14 protein-coding genes are annotated in these 20,174 nt (G+C 34.8%); 5 read left to right on the forward strand and 9 right to left on the reverse strand.

Annotation, left to right across the window (positions count from 1 at the left end; translation table 11 throughout):
* Positions 1 to 13 precede the first annotated feature (13 nt).
* The 3 genes from BXY64_RS13280 to BXY64_RS13295 all read right to left on the reverse strand — a co-directional run bounded on the left by BXY64_RS13280 (position 14) and on the right by BXY64_RS13295 (position 3,919).
* Complete coding sequence (locus tag BXY64_RS13280; RefSeq protein ID WP_120240467.1) at positions 14 to 1,543, reverse strand: PepSY-associated TM helix domain-containing protein; 1,530 nt, start codon at positions 1,541 to 1,543, stop codon at positions 14 to 16.
* 177 nt (positions 1,544 to 1,720) lie between these two features.
* Positions 1,721 to 3,367: a hydroxylamine reductase gene (gene hcp / locus BXY64_RS13285; RefSeq protein WP_120240468.1), complete on the reverse strand. Its 1,647-nt coding sequence runs from the start codon at positions 3,365 to 3,367 to the stop codon at positions 1,721 to 1,723.
* A gap of 258 nt (positions 3,368 to 3,625) precedes the next feature.
* Positions 3,626 to 3,919 carry a hypothetical protein gene (locus BXY64_RS13295; protein WP_147375992.1) on the reverse strand — a complete coding sequence of 98 codons (294 nt, stop codon included), beginning with the start codon at positions 3,917 to 3,919 and terminating at the stop codon, positions 3,626 to 3,628.
* 389 nt (positions 3,920 to 4,308) lie between these two features.
* On the opposite strand from BXY64_RS13295, the gene BXY64_RS13300 reads away from it, so the two are divergent.
* The 3 genes from BXY64_RS13300 (at position 4,309) to uvrB (ending at position 8,291) form a co-directional block, all read left to right on the forward strand.
* The gene (locus BXY64_RS13300; protein WP_120240471.1) at positions 4,309 to 4,893 is read left to right on the forward strand and encodes an HAD family hydrolase; all 585 of its coding nucleotides are present in this window, start codon (positions 4,309 to 4,311) and stop codon (positions 4,891 to 4,893) included.
* A 17-nt stretch (positions 4,894 to 4,910) separates the two neighbouring features.
* On the forward strand, positions 4,911 to 5,924 hold the full coding sequence (locus tag BXY64_RS13305) for an endonuclease/exonuclease/phosphatase family protein (protein ID WP_120240472.1): 1,014 nt from the start codon (positions 4,911 to 4,913) through the stop codon (positions 5,922 to 5,924).
* Positions 5,925 to 6,275: 351 nt separating this feature from the next.
* Positions 6,276 to 8,291, forward strand: coding sequence for an excinuclease ABC subunit UvrB (gene uvrB, locus BXY64_RS13310; RefSeq protein WP_120240473.1), 2,016 nt, complete (start codon positions 6,276 to 6,278; stop codon positions 8,289 to 8,291).
* A gap of 56 nt (positions 8,292 to 8,347) precedes the next feature.
* Here the strand turns inward: uvrB and BXY64_RS13315 are convergent, their stop codons facing one another.
* A complete protein-coding gene (locus tag BXY64_RS13315) occupies positions 8,348 to 9,208 on the reverse strand; it encodes a sigma-70 family RNA polymerase sigma factor (protein WP_054719691.1) in 861 nt (286 codons plus the stop codon).
* Between the two features lie 105 nt (positions 9,209 to 9,313).
* Entirely contained in the window at positions 9,314 to 10,765 is a 1,452-nt protein-coding gene (locus BXY64_RS13320) for a S1C family serine protease (protein ID WP_120240474.1), read from the reverse strand.
* 275 nt (positions 10,766 to 11,040) lie between these two features.
* Between BXY64_RS13320 and dapF the strand changes: the two genes are divergently transcribed.
* Both dapF and BXY64_RS13330 read left to right on the forward strand, forming a co-directional pair.
* Positions 11,041 to 11,826, forward strand: coding sequence for a diaminopimelate epimerase (gene dapF / locus BXY64_RS13325; protein ID WP_120240475.1), 786 nt, complete (start codon positions 11,041 to 11,043; stop codon positions 11,824 to 11,826).
* Between the two features lie 18 nt (positions 11,827 to 11,844).
* The gene (locus BXY64_RS13330) at positions 11,845 to 14,652 is read left to right on the forward strand and encodes a cache domain-containing protein (RefSeq protein WP_120240476.1); all 2,808 of its coding nucleotides are present in this window, start codon (positions 11,845 to 11,847) and stop codon (positions 14,650 to 14,652) included.
* Here BXY64_RS13330 and BXY64_RS13335 read toward each other — a convergent pair.
* The 4 genes from BXY64_RS13335 to BXY64_RS13350 all read right to left on the reverse strand — a co-directional run bounded on the left by BXY64_RS13335 (position 14,649) and on the right by BXY64_RS13350 (position 20,158).
* Positions 14,649 to 15,215, reverse strand: coding sequence for an LOG family protein (locus BXY64_RS13335; RefSeq protein ID WP_120240477.1), 567 nt, complete (start codon positions 15,213 to 15,215; stop codon positions 14,649 to 14,651). The two genes, BXY64_RS13330 and BXY64_RS13335, sit on opposite strands and share 4 nt — an antisense overlap.
* 266 nt (positions 15,216 to 15,481) lie before the next feature.
* Positions 15,482 to 17,443: a DNA topoisomerase (ATP-hydrolyzing) subunit B gene (gyrB, locus tag BXY64_RS13340; RefSeq protein WP_120240478.1), complete on the reverse strand. Its 1,962-nt coding sequence runs from the start codon at positions 17,441 to 17,443 to the stop codon at positions 15,482 to 15,484.
* Between the two features lie 363 nt (positions 17,444 to 17,806).
* The gene (locus BXY64_RS13345) at positions 17,807 to 18,307 is read right to left on the reverse strand and encodes a hypothetical protein (RefSeq protein ID WP_120240479.1); all 501 of its coding nucleotides are present in this window, start codon (positions 18,305 to 18,307) and stop codon (positions 17,807 to 17,809) included.
* A 126-nt stretch (positions 18,308 to 18,433) separates the two neighbouring features.
* On the reverse strand, positions 18,434 to 20,158 hold the full coding sequence (locus tag BXY64_RS13350; RefSeq protein ID WP_147375993.1) for a TonB-dependent receptor: 1,725 nt from the start codon (positions 20,156 to 20,158) through the stop codon (positions 18,434 to 18,436).
* Positions 20,159 to 20,174 lie beyond the last annotated feature (16 nt).

Here is a 20,174-nt window from a genome sequence, read left to right on the forward strand (position 1 = left end):
AGGCACTTGACTTCTATTTCGTTTTCGAAGTCTGAACTTTTCTTTGCTTTCTAAACAACAGGTATCCCACAATTAGAATCCATAAAATTGTAAGTCCGGCAATTGGAATAAAAAGGATGTACATTTTCCCAAAAATGTATTGGTAGATACGGCCGGTATGCACTTCCAGGCAAAGGTTCCACAAGGACATGGCACTCTCCTGTATCTCTGCTGGCATGTTGGTAAATCCGGTATCATCACTTAAGTTGCCTGCACCCAAATTGTAATCGAAAAGAATCTCTCTTCCATCTTTATCTTTTAAATAGCCTGCAATAGGATGTGCAGCAATGGGTGGTCCCATTCTGCGAACTGGCACATGCGGGCGTTTGGTAATGTAATCGAAGATCATATTTCTTTCGGGCATCCAATAAAAAATACCACTAAACGAACCTACCAAATATTGGTCTTCACCTGCCTTTTCGAGCACATTTACGCCCATTACCGAAACCGGAGGTTGATGCTCAAATCTTTCGGGAGCTGTTTCAAACAGGTTATCGCTATAATAAATGCCTTCGTTGGTTGCCAGCATCACCCTATTCAAGTCCTCATCGTAAAGAACTCTTCGCAACTGATCGTACCAGGGGTTTGGATTATCGAGGTGAGTAAATGGAATCTTATCCACACGACTATGGGCAATGGCAATTAAGAGTGGAGGGCGAAGAAACATTCCGGTAATGGTGGTTAAAATGAGAAACACAATTAACCAATTCCCAAAATGGTTGTGCCACTTTAAGTTGAACTTTAGAAAGCTGATTTTTCTTTTGGTAATCCCTCCTCTTTTCTTGACTCTTTTGATCCAATTGGGAAAAAAGAAGTAAATTAAACCACTAAAGCACAGGAAAAGAAATATCAAGCCAATAAAATCAACAAACAACTTTCCCAGTATGCCAAAAGCCTCTCCACTATGAATCTCCCATAGGGATTTAAACAGGCTTGTTTTTCCATCGTAATCCTTACTGGCTGGAATCTTTACAATTTCGAAGGTATCATCAACTTTCTTTAGCAGATTACTTCGGGTTAAGATATAGAGCTCTTCGCCAATTTCCATAAAATCAACAACTCTCTCCTCCTTCACCGGAAGTTCAAGTTTATTCCATTCATTATCCTTGTGTTGATAAAGGCCAAAAAGTGTTCCTGCCAACAGTTCTCCTGATTTGGTTTGAATGATTTTCTCAATCTTTCGATTATCAATTCCTTCTGGAAAGCCAGAATTAAAATCAGAAAAGGATTTAAAATTGTCAGAACTTTTCCAAACACCAATATTTCCATATATCAAGGATGCCTCATCACTTAAATGAATTGCTGATTTTACAGCAGCTTTGTTCCAGTTTTTATACTGATATTCCGATCCCAGATACTTACGATTGATATCGCAAGAAGAAAACAAAGACCGGTGATTCATGATAATCCCTGAAATGGAAAACAGGATAATAAACAGAGTAAGCAGCAATGATGGCCACTTGTGATATTTTTTTAGAAACTGTATTGTTTTGTTTTTTGCCATATCATAAAGATAACATCATAAAAAAACTGCCTGAAAGAACGGCAAGTGTTTCTATCAGACAGTGTTTTTCTTTTAACCCTAAAAATAAAATACCCCTTTACAAGTAAGTAAAATTGCGCCCTGTACAAACTCCCTCTCATCATACTTCACTCAGGGCGCAATATTTTCAGTTATATACTAGTTCAAGAACATTTTCATGTCTTCGTCTACAGTACCAATTCCACCAATTCCGAATGTTTCTACCAATACGTTTGCTACGTTTGGAGATAAGAATGCTGGCAATGTAGGTCCTAAGTGGATATTCTTAACACCCAGGTGAAGAAGAGCTAACAATACGATAACCGCTTTTTGTTCGTACCATGCAATGTTGTAAGCAATTGGAAGTTCGTTGATATCGTTCAATTCAAATACTTCTTTCAATTTTAATGCGATAACTGCCAACGAGTATGAGTCGTTACACTGACCAGCATCCAATACACGAGGAATACCTCCGATATCGCCAAGCTCAAGCTTGTTGTAACGATACTTGGCACAACCTGCAGTTAGGATTACTGTATCTTGTGGCAACTTAGCAGCAAATTCCGTGTAGTAATCACGACCTTTCATTCTACCGTCGCAACCAGCCATTACGAAGAACTTACGAATAGCACCTGATTTTACAGCGTCAACAACTTTATCAGCAACTTGCATTACCTGGTTGTGAGCGAATCCACCAACAATCTTACCTTTTTCAATCTCGGTTGGAGCAGCACAAGTTTTAGCTAATTCAATAATTTCTGAGAAATCTTTCTTTCCGTTTTCGTCAGCAGCAATGTGCTTGAATCCTGGGAAACCTGATGCACCAGTAGTGTACACTTTATCTTGGTAAGTTGAGTTCGCCTTAGGAGGAACAATACAGTTTGTAGTGAATAAGATTGGTCCGTTGAAAGTTTCGAACTCTTCGTTCTGCTTCCACCATGCATTACCGTAGTTACCTACAAAGTGTTCATACTTTTTAAATGCCGGGTAGTAGTTTGCTGGCAACATTTCTGAGTGAGTGTATACATCAACACCTGTTCCTTCAGTCTGCTTCAACAACTCTTCCATATCTTTCAAGTCGTGACCTGAAATCAAGATACCAGGCTTATTGCTAACACCAATGTTAACTTCTGTAACTTCAGGGTTACCATAAGCAGATGTATTTGCTTCGTCCAAAGTAGCCATTGCAGTAACACCATTAGCACCACACTTCATTACCAATCCTACTAAATCGTCAGCAGAAAGAGTATCATCAGTAGTTGCTACCAAAGCTTCTTGCATGAAAGCGTACAATTCTGCCTTTTCGAATCCAAGGTTATAAGCATGCTCAGCATAAGCAGCTAATCCTTTTAAACCGTAAGTTAAAAGCTCACGCAATGAACGTACATCTTCGTTTTCTGTAGCCAAAATACCAACTACACGAGCTTTTGCATCAAAATCATTTTCCGAATCAGCAAACCATGTTGCAGAGTGATGAAGATCGCCAAAAGAAACTCCTGCTTCTTCAGCTTGCTTTTTAATTTCTTCTCTTAATTTTAATCCGTTGCGAATTGCTTCAACGAATTTTACTTTATCGAAGTTTGCGTTAGTGATCGTCATAAACAATCCATTCATGATGAAGTTGTTTACTTTCTCATTTTCAACGCCAGCTTCGCGAGCTTTTACACTGTACAATGAAATTCCTTTCATTACATACATCAATAGATCCTGAATGTTTGCAACCTCGTCGGTCTTACCACAAACACCTTTAATTGTACAGCCTGTTCCCTTTGCTGCTTCCTGACATTGATAACAAAACATGCTCATAATAGTATTTTTTTAGTGTTATTTATTTTTGGTTTATTCAATTTACAAAATCAAAAGGGAGTAAAAGAATTTATTTTCGCCATGCTTTATCTCCTTTTGACATTACAAATATCCGACATCGAGTATGTAAAAAGTGTAACGGATGTTACAAACACTAAAATATTTCAGATTTTTTTATCTTTTTTTCTTTTACAAGAGTTTTGAGATAAAAAAACCCAATCGAACTTCGATTGGGAATGGGGGTATATTATTTAAACGTTAGAGTCTTTTAAACATTTTTTTGAGCTTCTCTTTTAACTCACACTTCGACTTTTTATAACTAGCCAATTGAGTATCCGTTAAAATTTCTTTGAAGCTAAGCTCTTTTTGAAGCAAACTATCGCGCACTGCTTGCATACAGGAAAATCCTGCCTTTTCGTTTGTAAGCCGATCAATTTCTTGCTCACACTCCAAATTTAATACTTGAATTTTTAAAACCTGATTAGCACTTAATTCCAGTTTCTGGGTCATCCACTTGGTAATAACGTCAGCTCTCTTTTCAGCTTCCGACATTTTTTTTGCGCTTACTGAAACACTAAATAGAACGAATAATAGAATCAAACTTCTTTGTACAATCTTCATAAACCTCACCTTTAATTCTAATAATGTAGACATTACTTCAAACGTATGCTTTCACGAAATGTTTTACAAATCGATAGAAAATTAAAAAAAAATACAGAATTCAACAAACCGAAAATCAATATAATTCACATCTTAAGCAAGTCTCTTGGAATTCCTCAAAGCATTTATAAATTATAAAGTTAAGCTTGGCATTAATTAAGAAATAATTAATAATTTGCGCTTTCTTTTATATCGGATCTGAACTAATATTGTTAATTATTAAATCAGGAGATATAATAAATCGAATAAATTGTGAAGTTGAACCTATTAAGAGAATGAATATGAAATCGATAAATCTATATACCGATACAAAAGCCTTAATTTTTGATTTAGATGGAACTTTAGCGGATACAATGCCATTGCATTTTGAAGCATGGAAAAAAGCCGCAGAAATAATGGGAGTTGAATACTCGTTCGAATGGTTATCTGCTTGTGCAGGAATGCCATCATCTAAAATTATTGAAAAACTAAATAGAGAATACAACCATTCTATTGATCCGCAAGAGTTCTCCGTTATTAAAGAAGATTTTTTTGCAAAGGAGATGCATAAGATAACTGAAATTAAACCTGTAACTGACTTGGTTTATAAATACCACAAACAAATTCCAATGGCAGTGGGCACAGGAGGAAAAAGGAATATTGCTCAAGAAACAATGGAGATTCTTGGCTTGGATAAGTACATTCCTATTTTGGTTAGTGCTGATGATGTAAACAATCATAAGCCAGAGCCAGAAACCTTTTTGAAATGTGCCGAGTTAATGGGAGTAGATCCTAAATTCTGCCAGGTATTTGAGGATGGACTATTAGGAATACAAGCTGCAGAAAAAGCAGGTATGATGGTTACTGATGTTACTCCATATTACTAAATCAATAACACTAAATCATGTTCAGAAAATTACTCTTACTAATTTCTGCTGCATTTGTAATTGCATCATGTAGCCAACAAACAAAGGAATACACTATTGCTTTTTACAATGTTGAGAACTTATTCGACACCATTAACCACCCGGAAAAATGGGATGATGATTTTACTCCTGAAGGAAAATTAAAGTTCAATGGTGAACGATACCAGGATAAATTGGAAAAATTAGCTCGTGTTCTTTCTTCAATTGATACATTACGTTTACCTAGCATCATCGGTTTATGCGAAATTGAAAACAAAAAAGTAATTGAAGATCTTTGCAAACAAGAGACTTTATTTGAAGGAAATTATGGAATTGCACATAGCGAAAGTCCTGATAAAAGAGGTATTGATTGTGCTCTAATCTACAAGAAAGAAGATTTTAAATACCTAAAGCATAAAGCAATTAACATCCAATTTCCTTGGGAACCGAATTACAAAACGCGTGATATTTTACATGTAGAAGGTATTATTGGAACAGATACGGTTCATGTTTTTGTAAACCATTGGCCTTCGAGACGAGGCGGTTTGGAAAAATCGGAAAAGAACAGAGTATTTGTTGCCGAACAATTGAAAAGTGCTGTTGATGGGATTCAAACTAAAAATCCTGCTGCAAACATCATCATCATGGGTGACTTTAACGATGAACCAACTAATAAATCGGTTAGTCAAACATTAAATGCAGGTAACAATCAAAACTCATCAAACCCTTCATATTTGTACAATCTTGTTTATAATATGGATACCAAAGGAGAAGGTACCTACAACTATCGAGGCAATTGGAACATGCTTGATAATTTAATTGTTTCAAACTCATTGTTGAATGAGAAAAACGGAATTCACACCTCTTTCGATGCTGGAAAGATATTTAAAGAAGAGTGGATTTGTTACAAAAACAAGAAAGGTATACTTGTTCCTAGTAGAACCTATGGCGGTCCGAATTACTACGGAGGATACAGCGACCACTTTCCGGTTTACTTTAAAATTTCCGAATAGACTTATCTCAATATAAAGTACTGCCGGCTATTTAAAATAGTCGGCATTTTTTGTACCAAAAACATTTTCAAGTTCATCTGTTTATATTTTACATGGTTTTGCCATCCCAATAATTATCGGGATGAAGCCGCAAGATTTAAATAATTATAACAATTTGTATTTAATCATGCTCGTTTCACATTGTTTCTCTATTTTAGCGTTGCTTTGCAGCACCGATATATAATTTACAAGTCATTGTACACTCCATGTACAATGACTTGTAAATTATATATCGGCATTATACCAAATACTCGGAGAGTCATAAATAGCTCTCGATTACTAATAAATGGTATAAGATTAAAAAAGAGGGTTATGGATTTTAAAATTGTATCGAAATTTAAACCAACAGGCGATCAGCCTGAGGCGATTGAAGAACTTCGTAATGGACTGAACGATGGTTCTCCATTTCAAACTCTTCTTGGGGTTACTGGATCGGGTAAAACATTTACTGTGGCAAATGTAATTCAGGAAGTTCAAAGACCTACTTTGGTTTTAAGTCATAACAAAACCCTTGCAGCACAGCTTTATGGTGAGTTCAAAAATTTCTTCCCCAATAATTCCGTTGAGTATTTTGTTTCGTATTACGACTATTATCAACCAGAAGCTTACCTCCCTGTAACCGATACATATATAGAGAAAGATCTTTCCATTAATGATGAGATTGAAAAATTAAGGCTTAGTGCAACTTCAGCTCTACTTTCAGGAAGAAAAGATGTTATTGTAGTTTCATCGGTTTCCTGCTTGTACGGTATTGGTAACCCGGAAGATTTCCACAACAATGTTACGGTTTTGGAAAAAGGCCAGGTTATTTCGCGCAACAAGCTTCTCTTCGCATTTGTAGATGCTCTATACTCAAGAAACGAAGTGGAATTCGATCGTGGACATTTTCGTGTAAAAGGTGACACTGTTGATATCTATCCTGCTTACGCTGATTTTGCCTACAGAATTATTTTCTGGGATGATGAAATTGATGAAATTTATTCTTTCGATCCTATCAATGGATTAAAAATTGAAGATTACGACCGAATTACCATTTACCCAGCCAATATATTTGTTACCAGTAAAGATCGAGTTCAATCGGCCATTCATCAAATACAAGATGATATGGTTGCACATGTTGCTTTCCTCAAAGAAATCGGGAAACATTTGGAAGCAAAACGATTGGAAGAAAAAGTAAGCTTCGATCTGGAGATGATCAGGGAACTTGGTCACTGTTCGGGTATCGAGAATTATTCAAGATATTTTGATGGAAGACCTGCAGGAACACGTCCCTTCTGCTTAATTGATTATTTCCCAGATGATTTCTTAATGGTAATCGACGAAAGTCATGTTACCATTCCTCAAATTCGTGCCATGTATGGTGGCGACCATTCCAGAAAAATAAACTTGGTGGAATATGGCTTCAGGCTACCTGCTGCACTGGATAACAGACCATTAAAATTTGAAGAATTCGAAGAAGTAACGAGTCAAACCATATATGTAAGTGCAACTCCTGCTGATTACGAACTGGAAAAATGTGAAGGTGTTGTGGTTGAACAGGTAATTCGCCCTACCGGACTGCTAGATCCTCAAATTGATGTTCGCCCAAGCTTAAATCAAATTGATGATTTGATAGCGGAAATCAACGAAAGGACAGAAAAAGATGAACGCACACTGGTTACAACTCTTACCAAACGAATGGCAGAAGAGTTATCAGATTACTTTACCAATTTAAGTATTCGATGTCGCTACATTCACTCTGATGTTGACACATTAGATCGCATTAAAATAATGGAAGACCTTAGAAATGGAGAGTTTGATGTTTTGATTGGAGTGAACTTACTTCGTGAAGGTTTGGATTTACCGGAAGTTTCATTGGTTGCAATTCTTGATGCCGATAAGGAAGGTTTTCTTCGATCTACAAGATCTTTGATTCAGACTTCAGGTAGAGCTGCGCGTAATGTTAATGGAAAGGTAATCATGTATGCAGATAAGATTACCAAATCGATGAAGGAGACAATTGATTCTACCAATCGACGTCGTGAGAAACAATTGGCTTACAATGAGAAGCATGGCATTACACCACAGCAAATTGTAAAATCAAAGAAAAGTATTATTGAACAAAGTCAGAAAGCCGAACCAAATGCATATGCAGGACCTGAAACTGTTGAAATTGCAGCAGATCCTGTAGTGCAATACATGAGCAAAGAAAGTTTGGAAAAGAGTATTGAGAAAACGAAGAAATTAATGCAGAAAGCTGCAAAAGATATGGATTTCTTACAAGCTGCTCAATATCGAGATGAGATGTACAAACTGCAGGAACAATTGAAAGAGAAAAACTCAAAATAAGGGAAAATAAAAAAGCAGTTTCTTTCGAAACTGCTTTAGTTATCTCGCGGGAACTGTTATCCCAAATATGATTTCAATAATTTGCTTCTGGAAGTATGACGCAAACGACGAATCGCTTTTTCTTTAATCTGACGAACACGTTCACGTGTCAATCCAAATTTTTCGCCAATTTCTTCCAAGGTCATTTCTTGAATTCCAATACCGAAGAATAACTTAATAATATCACTTTCTCTCTCGGTTAGAGTAGCTAAAGCTCTATCAATTTCTCTGGTTAAGGACTCATTCAAGAGACTTCTGTCTGCGATTGGAGAATCATCATTCACCAATACATCCAACAAACTGTTGTCCTCTCCGTCAACAAACGGAGCATCGACAGAAATGTGACGACCTGAAACACGTAGTGTATCTGCAACTTTATCTGCAGGTAACTCCAAGGACTCTGCTAATTCTTCAGGAGATGGCTTTCTTTCATGTTCTTGCTCGAATTTCGAAAATGCTTTGTTGATCTTGTTCAACGAACCAACCTGGTTCAATGGTAATCGAACGATTCGAGACTGCTCTGCCAAAGCCTGAAGGATAGACTGACGAATCCACCATACAGCATAAGAAATGAATTTAAATCCACGAGTTTCATCAAACTTTTCTGCTGCTTTAATCAATCCCAAGTTTCCTTCATTGATCAAGTCAGGTAGACTCAATCCCTGATTTTGGTATTGCTTAGCCACAGAAACAACGAAACGCAAATTTGCTCTGGTTAATTTTTCCAAAGCTCTTTGGTCGCCTTTTTTGATTCGCTGCGCCAATTCAACCTCTTCCTCAACTGTAATAAGATCTTCTTTACCAATCTCTTGCAAGTACTTGTCTAATGACGCACTCTCACGATTGGTAATTGATTTAGTTATCTTTAATTGTCTCATAGTCCCTTTTCATCGAAAATATTTCGCAAAATTAGACTTTTTAATAAAAAAAGTCAAAATTAATTGCCATTTTATTCGAATATTTATATTTTTCTCGTTTGATTCTTATTCATCTCCCTTAAGAGAAAAGGCATAGTACTTCACGCTACCATTAGGATATATACCTGAAATAAACACTCCACCATCCCTAACGCTCTGCAAAGCCTCTTCAATATCTTTTATTTTATAAATTGGTGTATTGTTAATTTTGTAAATAATAAAACCTTCTCTAATATTCTCCTCTTTCAACTTCCCACTACGCAGATTCTTCACTTTAACTCCCCTATTAATTTGAAGTCGATACTTCTCTTTAGCAGAAATTGGCTCGAATTCAGCACCTAGGAAAGCTAAATCACTTGATTTTATCACTTCCGTATTTCCTAACCTATTACGTAAAACGACATCAAATTGTTTCTTTTTGCCATCTCTTTTTATTAAAACTTCTATTTCATCTCCAGGGCGATACTTGCTTACTTGCTCTTGCAACTCAGCATTTGAATTGACCTCTGTATTATTAATCTCAAGGATAACATCTCCTTTTTTCATACCAACTTCTTCCGCAGCTCCATCTTCAGTTATTCCATTAATGAATACACCTTCAATCTTCTCCAAACCATTATTTTCAGCTAATCTTGCATCGACAGTTTGAATAACAACTCCAATAACAGCTCTTTGTACCTTACCAAATTCTTTTAAATCTGTTATAACCTTTTGAACAATGGTTACAGGTATCGCAAAAGAGTAACCTGAATAAGAACCTGTCCTCGATTCAATTGCCGTATTGATTCCAACCAACTTTCCTTTTGTATCAACCAAAGCTCCCCCACTATTTCCAGGATTTACAGCAGCATCAGTCTGAAGGAATGATTCAATACTCATACTACCTTCTCTCATGATTCCTATATTTCTAGCTTTAGCACTTATAATACCCGCTGTAACTGTAGAAGTCAGATTAAATGGATTTCCTACTGCTAAAACCCATTCTCCTAATTTTAATTCATCAGAATTTCCAAAACTCATGGCAGGTAAATCTTCTTCTTCAATTTTAATCAATGCCAAATCGGTGTAAGGATCCTGTCCCACTAGCTTAGCCTCATAGGATCTCTTATCTTGTAAAACTACATTAATTAAATTTGAACCTCTCACAACATGATTATTGGTCACGATGTAACCATCATCAGAAATAATTACACCTGAACCTGAGCCCAAGCTTGGCTGTGGTTTATAGTCTCTTTTACTATTTCCAAATAGAAAGTCGTAAAATGGATTGGATTGATACTCTTCATTCGTATATAAAGTTTTAACGTGTACTACAGATTTTACCGATGATTCTGCAGCCAGCGTTAAATCAACCTGACCCGTTACATTTTGTGGAAGACTTGTTAATTGTATCGCATTTGGCTCCTTTACCGTGATAATTTTCTCTTCTTTATCAACAAATAATACAAATAAAATAATGGCAATACCACCACCAAATAATGCAGTTAAAACTCTTCCGAAAAACATTTTAGCTTTCATAATGCAATAAAAATTTTAAGAGTGAAACTTAGGATCCTTCTTATCGGCAATTTACACATCCCGTTTCGAACATAAAAAGTTACGAAATCAGATTCATATAATCAATAGATATTTATCATTGAATTAACATTCATCAAATTCTTACACTTTTCACTTTTGGAAATAAGGGTAAAACCAATAAGATTCTTACTTTTATGCTACAATTTTAACGATATAAGTTTAGAAGTGTTTTGAATTTTAACGTATTTAACACTTATTAACAGGATTACACAAGAATGCAGATAAAATTTTGGAAATATCAGGGAACTGGAAATGATTTTGTTCTAATTGATAACCGTAATAATATTATATCTCCGGATAACAAAAAGTTGATTGAACACTTATGCCATAGAAGATTTGGTATTGGTGCAGATGGTTTAATGCTATTAGAGAATGCTAAAGGTTATGATTTTCGAATGAGATACTTCAATTCGGATGGTGGTGAAGCGAGCATGTGTGGAAATGGTGGCAGATGTATTGTTGCTTTTGCATATCATCTGGGGATTATCAAAGATAAAACATTATTTATTGCCGTGGATGGAGAACATGAAGCCTTGGTAAAAGATGAAAAAGATTTCGTGCAGGTTAGTCTAAAAATGATCAATGTATCTGGGATCGAAAAGGGAGAAAATTATTATTATATGAATACTGGTTCTCCGCACTATGTTGAATTCATTGATTCCCATGCAAACTTTGATACCTACAAAAATGGAAAAGCCATCCGATACAACAAAAGATTTGCAATAGAAGGTACGAACGTAAATTTTGTTTCCTTTAATGATGAAGGTATACAAGTAAGTACCTACGAACGAGGAGTAGAAGATGAAACCTATTCATGTGGCACTGGTGTAGTTGCTTCGGCAATTGGTTCCGGGTTTGAAAAAAACAAAGAACATTTCAAAATAACAACCAAAGGTGGAAATCTGGAAGTTAGATTTGAAAGATTAAACACACAAAATATTAATAATGTCTGGCTTATTGGGCCTGCAACAAAAGTATTTTCGGGTACTGTAAATATTTAAAATCGCTGTTTCGATTGTATGAAGTTCACTCTCACTAAACTCTTAAACAACAAAAGCATTTCAAAAGTTTTTCTTTTTTCATTGCTCTCCATTTCAATGGGATTAATTCTTGTATTTGGTTTATTTGTCATTCAACAAGAAAAACAAAAGTTTAAACGTGAGTCACTTCAAATAAGGCAAGATTTCTTAAAAAACCAGAAAAAGACCTTACAACAGGAAACACAAACTCTCATCAATTACATTGAAAATGAAAGGTTACAAACCAGAAACCTTTTAAAGAAAGATATAAGCAGTAGAGTTTACGAAGCACACAGCATAGCAACTAACCTATACAAAAGCTATAAAGACAAACTGTCAAAAAAAGAGCTTCAAAAATTAATAATCAATGCATTAAACCCGGTTCGTTTTAATAATGGTGATGGTTATTTCTACATCAACAAATTAAATGGGACCGTGGTTATGGACCCTAAAAATCCTGAATGGATTGGACGAAACAAACTTCAGGTAAAAGATGTTTATGGTGTTCCGATTATTCAAAATGAAATTGAAACTGCAAAGTCAGCAGGAGAAGGTTATACCGACTATTCCTGGCAAGTTGAAAACAATCAGAAAATTCATCCAAAAATTTCCTTTGTTAAACTATTTAAAGAGTTCGATTGGTATATTGGCTGCACTCAATACGTAAATAATTACAAACTTGAAATTCAGGAGAAAATTCTGGATAAAATTACCGATTTACGATTTGATGATAGTTTCACGATTGCTGTTATAAGCTTCGATGGAACATGTCTTGCCCACACCAATAAAGCGTTAATTGGAAAAAATTTATGGACTACATATGATGGAAATGGCAACCAGATTGTTAAAGAATTCATTTCGAGAGGCACTGATTCTGAAGGTGGCTTTATAGAGTATCTAGACCCATTTGCCAACTCTAACGAACTACCCTTGCCTAAATTAACTTATGCAAAAGCATACAAAGATTGGCAATGGGTGATTGGTTCAGGCATTCATTTAGAAGAGTTGAATCAAACCATTAAAAAAAGAAATAATGAATTAAAAGCAAACGTAAACAATTATATTCTGAATGGGGTAATTCTGGTTGTGTTGGTTGTTATTTGTATTATCATTTTCTCAAGATATGTAGTTAGAATTACAAAAAATGGCTTACATGTTTTCACTAGATTCTTTGAAAAAGCAGCATCTGAGTCACTAAGAATAAATACTTCTACATTACAATTTAAGGAATACAAAGAGTTAGGTGAACTAGCCAACCAAATGATTTCAAAACGCGACAATATTGAGCGACAGTTAAATATTGAAACCGCTTATTTTGAGCAGTTATTTGAAAATTCACCAGAAGCAATTGCCATTACCGATATTGAAAGTAAAGGAATTAAAATCAATAAGAAATTCACTGAACTTTTTGGTTACACTTCGGAAGATATAAAAGGAGTGGTTATTGATAACTTACTTGCCGATGAAAAAAGACAAGGAGAGGCAAATAAATTAAATACCTTAACTACCAATGGGCGACTTGTTGAAATAGAAACAAAACGAAAGTGCAAAACCGGAGAATTAATTGATGTGTCAATTGTAGGAAACCCTATTATAATTGATGATAAACCTATTGCAATTTTTGGTATTTATCGTGACATAACACAACGAAAACTATATGAAAAACATCTAACTGAGGCAAAAAATAAAGCCGAAGAATCAGATCTTTTGAAATCGGCATTCTTGGCAAACATGTCTCATGAAATTAGAACTCCAATGAATCATATTATCGGATTTACTGATATTATGACCTCTCAACACATCAATGACAACGAAAGACTTGAATATGGAGAATTAATTAAACAAAGTAGTAATAATCTATTGCAGCTCATCAATAACATAATTGATTTGTCTAAAATTGAATCGAGACAAATCAATTTGAATTGGGCAAATTATAATCTTAATGGTATTCTTACTGTTCTTTTTGAGAAATTTTATGGTCTAAAAAATAGTATCAATAAATCTCATATCACATTACAAGTACAAAAAGCATTAAGTGATAAAGATGCTCTTTTGTTTACCGATGCAAAAAGATTAGAACAACTTTTACACAACTTATTAGATAATGCTATAAAATTTACAAATGAAGGTTCAATAGAATTTGGATATCAAACCATAGAAAATGAATCTGCAATTGAAATATATGTAAAAGATACTGGTATTGGTATTCCTGAAAATGCTTTAAAGGATATCTTTATGTCGTTCAGACAAATTGATGGGTCAGACACCAGACAATATGGTGGAACCGGCTTAGGTCTTACAATTACCCACAGACTAACTGAGGTTCTTGGTGGAAAAATTAGAGTAGAATCAAAGGAAAATATGGGAACTTGTTTTTATATACAATTCCCTTTTAGTTTGGAAAAAGAGGATGAATTGCAAAAAGAAAACCACTATAATTGGAGCGGTAAGAAAATTCTGATAGTTGATGATCAAAGAAATAACTTCACTTATTTTAAAACTGCATTAGAGCACACTCAAGCCCAAATATTTTGGGCTAAAAATGGCATTGAAGCTATTTCATTGTGCGAATCGGTTAAGGTTGATATTGTTTTAATGGACATTCAAATGCCAGTAATGAATGGCTACGAGGCTACCAAAAGAATAAAGCATCGAAATGCCGCAATCCCAATTATTGGACAAACAGCTTTTGTTGAAACAGAAAACAAAACCAAAGCCATTGCTGCTGGCTGTGATGATTACATCGTGAAACCTGTTAAAACAAAAACTTTATTGGATTCTATCAATAAGCAATTCTCAATTAATTAATCCCATTTTGTACCCCTATCTTCTTGTTTGTAGTTCTCGATATAGGACATTGCATTTTTAAAATCAGTAGCAAAGTAGAACAATTTACTGTATTCAGGTTTAGCAAACTTTTCTTGATAAGATAGTTCAAATTGAGCTTTTAAATTCTCGTAAAAGTCATTTGTATTAATAAATACAATAGGTTTATTGTGATAGCCCAATTGCTTTAATGTAATTACCTCTAATATTTCCTCCAATGTTCCAAAACCACCAGGGAGAGCAATAAAAGCATCAGATTTATCGCGTAATAGCTTTTTTCTTTCTGCCATGTCTGGCGTTATAATTAATTCATCCAAAAAGTCGGCAGAAATTCCATAATCATTTATCAGCTTAGGAATTACACCTAACACTTTTCCTCCTGATGTTTTCACAGATTCAGCCACCTCATTCATTAGGCCAACATTGGTTCCTCCATAAACCAATCCATGATGATTTGAACCAATTAATTTACCGAGTTCAGTAGCTTCGTTAAAATACACTTCATCCAAAGAGTTACTTGAAGAACAAAATACACAGATATTCATTTTTAATCTTGATTTAGTAGTGATTACTCCAATATAAAATATACTTCGGCTTGTTATTATTTAATGAAAGGGTAAAATATTGATTTTTTGATCCTTTATCATTTAATAAAAGGCCAAAAAAATGTTTTTCGAACAATTATCATTTAATGAAAGCCAAAAGATACATCTAAGCAATTATCATTTGATAAAAACCGAAAATTGATTTGAACAATTATCAAAAAAGCCCTTGAGAAATTCTCAAGGGCTTCAGATTTTTTATTTAAAACTTATGCATCAATATTAGCGTAAGTTGCATTTTTCTCAATAAATTCTCTACGTGGTGGAACTTCATCTCCCATCAACATTGAGAATACATGATCAGCTTCTGCTGCATTTTCGATAGTTACCTGGCGTAAAGTTCTGAATTCCGGATTCATTGTAGTTTCCCATAATTGTTCCGCACTCATCTCTCCAAGACCTTTGTAACGCTGGATGTGCATAGAACTTTCTTTTCCGCCACCCCACTCTTCAATCAAGCGAAGTCTTTGATCTTCGTTCCAGCAATATTCTGCATTCTTTCCTTTTTTCACCAAATACAATGGAGGAGTTGCAATATACAAGTATCCATTTTCGATAAGCGGCTTCATGTAACGGAAGAAGAATGTCATAATCAAAGTTGCAATGTGGCTACCGTCGACGTCGGCATCACACATGATTACAATCTTGTGATAACGTAACTTCTCCATATTAACAGCCTTGCTGTCATCTTCAGTTCCAAAAGTAATTCCTAAAGCTGTAAAGATATTTTTAATCTCATCACTTTCGAACACCTTATGTTGCATCGCTTTTTCAACATTCAAAATCTTACCTTTCAAAGGAAGAATAGCCTGAAATTTACGATCACGACCTTGCTTAGCAGTACCACCTGCCGAATCTCCCTCGACAAGGAAAATCTCACAGTTTGCAGGATCCTTATCAGAACAGTCAGATAATTTACCAGGAAGACCTGAACCACCAAGAACTGTTTTTCTTTGTACTAATTCTCTTGCTTTACGAGCTGCATGACGTGCCGTAGCCGCCATAATCACCTTCTGAACAATAGTTTTAGCATCCTTTGGATGTTCTTCCAAATAGTTCGATAAAGAAGCACTAACAGCTTGATCAACTGCCGCAGAAACTTCAGAGTTACCTAATTTGGTTTTTGTCTGTCCTTCGAATTGAGGTTCTGCAACTTTTACAGAAACAACCGCAGTTAAACCTTCACGGAAGTCATCACCACTAATATCGAATTTCAGCTTAGCCAACATTCCTGATTTCTCAGCAAAGTTCTTTAAAGTACGAGTTAAACCTCTACGGAAACCTGTAAGGTGAGTACCACCTTCGATAGTGTTAATATTATTAACGTACGAATGAATATTTTCAGAGAAAGAAGTATTGTATTGAAGTGCAATCTCAACAGGAACCTCATTCTTTTCTGTTGATACATGAATTGTATCTTCAATTAAACGCTCACGAGTTGTATCTAGGTATTCAACAAACTCTTTCAATCCTTCTTCAGAATAGAAAGAATCATGACGATACTCTCCTTCTTCGTTCTTTTCACGTTTGTCAGTAATATCTAATCGAATATTCTTATTCAAGAAAGCCAATTCTCTCATTCTTGCAGCAAGAATATCATACTTATATTCTGTAGTTAAGAATATAGACTCATCAGGCTTAAACGAGATGATAGTACCAGTAACATCAGTTTTACCGATAATTTTAATATCTTCTTTTGCCTTTCCTTGACTATATTCCTGAAGGTAAACATTCCCATCACGATGAACCTCTGCCCTTAGCAAAGTAGACAAAGCATTCACACAAGAAACCCCTACACCATGCAAACCACCAGAAACTTTATATGAGTCCTTGTTAAATTTACCACCAGCATGAAGAACAGTCATTACAACCTCAAGAGCAGATTTATTCTCTTTCTGGTGCATTTCTGTTGGAATCCCACGACCATCATCCTTAACGGTAATGGAGTTATCCTCGTTAATAAAAACTTCAATATTATTACAATATCCTGCTAAAGCTTCATCAATAGAGTTATCTACCACCTCGTACACCAAATGGTGTAAACCTTTAACATTAACATCTCCAATGTACATGGAAGGGCGTTTACGAACCGCTTCCAAACCTTCTAATACCTGAATACTATCCGCGGAATATTCGGCATTTCCATTTGGTTTATTTTCTAAATCACTCATCTAACAGATCTTTAGTTTTTCGAAATAGAATTTAGTAGACAATCGAAAAGTAAACTCTGATTATCGATACCAAACTCTAATATTTTTTGTGCAAATTTCAGAAAGTTTAATGGCTTGGATTTTAATTCTCAAAAATTGGAAAATGAACCATTCATACACAAGATCAAAACTCTTAAATACCAACATCTTACCAATCAACCAAAGCCAAGAAACAAAAGTTAAACAAAGATAATAAAAATGATGAATCTAAAGGTAGGAAAATCATTAAAAATAATGCTATATAGTGGTTTTTGACGAAGGCAATTTAATCGCAAAAACTAGCAAAACCCAAATTAAGTTTATGTTTATTTGAAAATCACCATCTTAAAAAGAAATCGATTGTCCTCTTCGTGGTTTTTTCATTTTAAATTTGATGATGAAATTATCTACTTTCTTCCCTGATTCTGTAACACCATATTCGCGCAACTCAAACAAGGTTGTTACATTTTTAAAGCCTTTGGGCATAGCCTTCCACATTCTATAAAATACAACCTGGACATTTTCCAGGTCTTCATCGTCTAATTTTAATTTTAAAACCTCCTTGCCTTTGGGCATAGCATATACACTAACACCGTGTTTTTTCCAGCTAAGCGCTTCTTCTGCTACAAATGACATGTTTAAAGTATCTCTGGTGATATCAAACAAGTAGGTAACTCCAAGATCGCTTTCCCCAATATCCATTAAAATCTCTAAGGGTTTCCTGTCGTTATTAACTGATAATTTCCAGCGTTCTGCCTCTTGAGCAAACACCGAACCCGATATCAATAACAAAGCAACTAATGAGATAATAACGCTCTTATATCGTGAAATACAATTTAAATTCATGTGCTTGAGAATGTTTAATTAAAATAAAGCTAGTAAAAACTATTCAATCTACAATATATTATCGTCAGTAATAACAAAAGGGATGCCAGTAATGACATCCCTTCATGTATTGTTATTTTTTAATTCCTATAGATTAACTTTTATTCCGAGCAAGAAATTAAGCCCTTGAGAAGGATATCCATCCCACTGATAATATTTATCAGCAAAAAGGTTATTCACTTGTGCAAAAGCTGAAAAATACTCATTCACACTATAAGTCGCTCCAACATTCAAATCATAAACCGCCTCTAACTTTTTTACTCTGGTTAAATCATATCTTACCAATAAAGCAGAACGCTCTCCAATCATATTAACACCTGCATTAAAAGTTAAATCATCAGTAAAAGAATATTTTGCACTGACTTGCATCTCGAATTCCGGCATGTGCCAAGCTTCTCCTAATTCATCCATTGAATAGTTATTGTACCAAACAGATGAGTTTAATTCCAACTTCTCAGTCCTCCCAATGGTTAATTCAGCTCCCAATCGAAGTACACTTACATCATCATAAACAACTCCAAATTTATTGGAATATGGAACACCTGAAATGGTCATTTCCTGGGGAATTAAGATATTGTTTTGAACGAAGAAATATTGATTATCGATAGCTGAATATTCTGCTTTTAAGGTAAATGATGAGTTGGACGATATACTTCCTCTAATTCCACCAAATAATTTATACTTTACATTGCTTGGCAAAACATTCAATCCCGAATAAATGAATCGATTTTCTTCTACAATATCTTTATAACGATTCATCTTCAAATCACCATTTAATCCTGCAAACAAGCTCATTATTCCTTCAATTGCCTCGAAATCTACCTTTACATCTGGGTAAAGTTTGGTTTCAGAATCATCGCCAGTTGCCAAAACTGCATTCACTCCCAACTGAAGGTTAAAGTTTCCGGTTTGCAATAGGTATTGAGGGTTTAAACTCCATTTTAAAGTTTTTCTTTCAGTAAGCCAGTTTGAATCTTCCCAATAGTTTAAACCATCAATGGCAAAATAATCAAACTCTGACTTTAAGCTCAAAAATGCATCTCCTCTTCTAATTCTGGCATTTCCTGAAATTAAAATATCATTTTCTTTTGCATCAATATCATCCGAAAAGTGCTCATACTTTAATCCCAAACCGAAATTCAATTGTTCCTCATTTTTAAAGTTAGATTGATACAAAGCATTTAAACCAAAATTGTTTAGTTTTTGCTCATTGTAAGGAAATAAATTGGTAGTTGTTCCCTCAATATCATCTAATTGTGGAAAGCCAAAGTAATTGAATCCTGTATGCTTGTAAAACAATTTTCCTGATACCTTTCCTTCATCAAGGTATGCAGTTCCATATACTTCTGCCAATTGCTCTGTAAAATCCGGTTTTACTTTATCATCATCCTCCAATTTCAATTTTCCATTGGTTGAGTAATGTCGTAAATGAAAACCTATATCTGCAGTTTTTGATCGCTGATTATTAAATCGATAATCTCCAAAAAGAGTAGAGTAATTTCCTCCTGCTAAAGTTAAAGTATGGGAATTCAATTTTTTTAATGGTTCTCCCACAATTTTAGCAGCTGGAATCTCAGCAGGCGAAAAGCCAACACTTAAAGGTTTTGCCTGAATAAAATAATCAAAGCTTGGTGTAAATGTGCTTGTATCTTTAATTACCGGAAGTTTCCCTAATCTTAAAGCCTTATTTATTTTTGGCTGATAAGTTGTTCTTACCTTAACTTCTTTATCTAACTCTCTTTGTTCTTGTGACAATGCAATTGAGTAGGAAAATCCGATAACTACAATTGCTAATAAAATCTTTTTCAACATTGTTTCTCTAATTATC

Origin of the sequence: Marinifilum flexuosum (assembly GCF_003610555.1) — a bacterium.
Lineage (GTDB): Bacteria > Bacteroidota > Bacteroidia > Bacteroidales > Marinifilaceae > Marinifilum > Marinifilum flexuosum.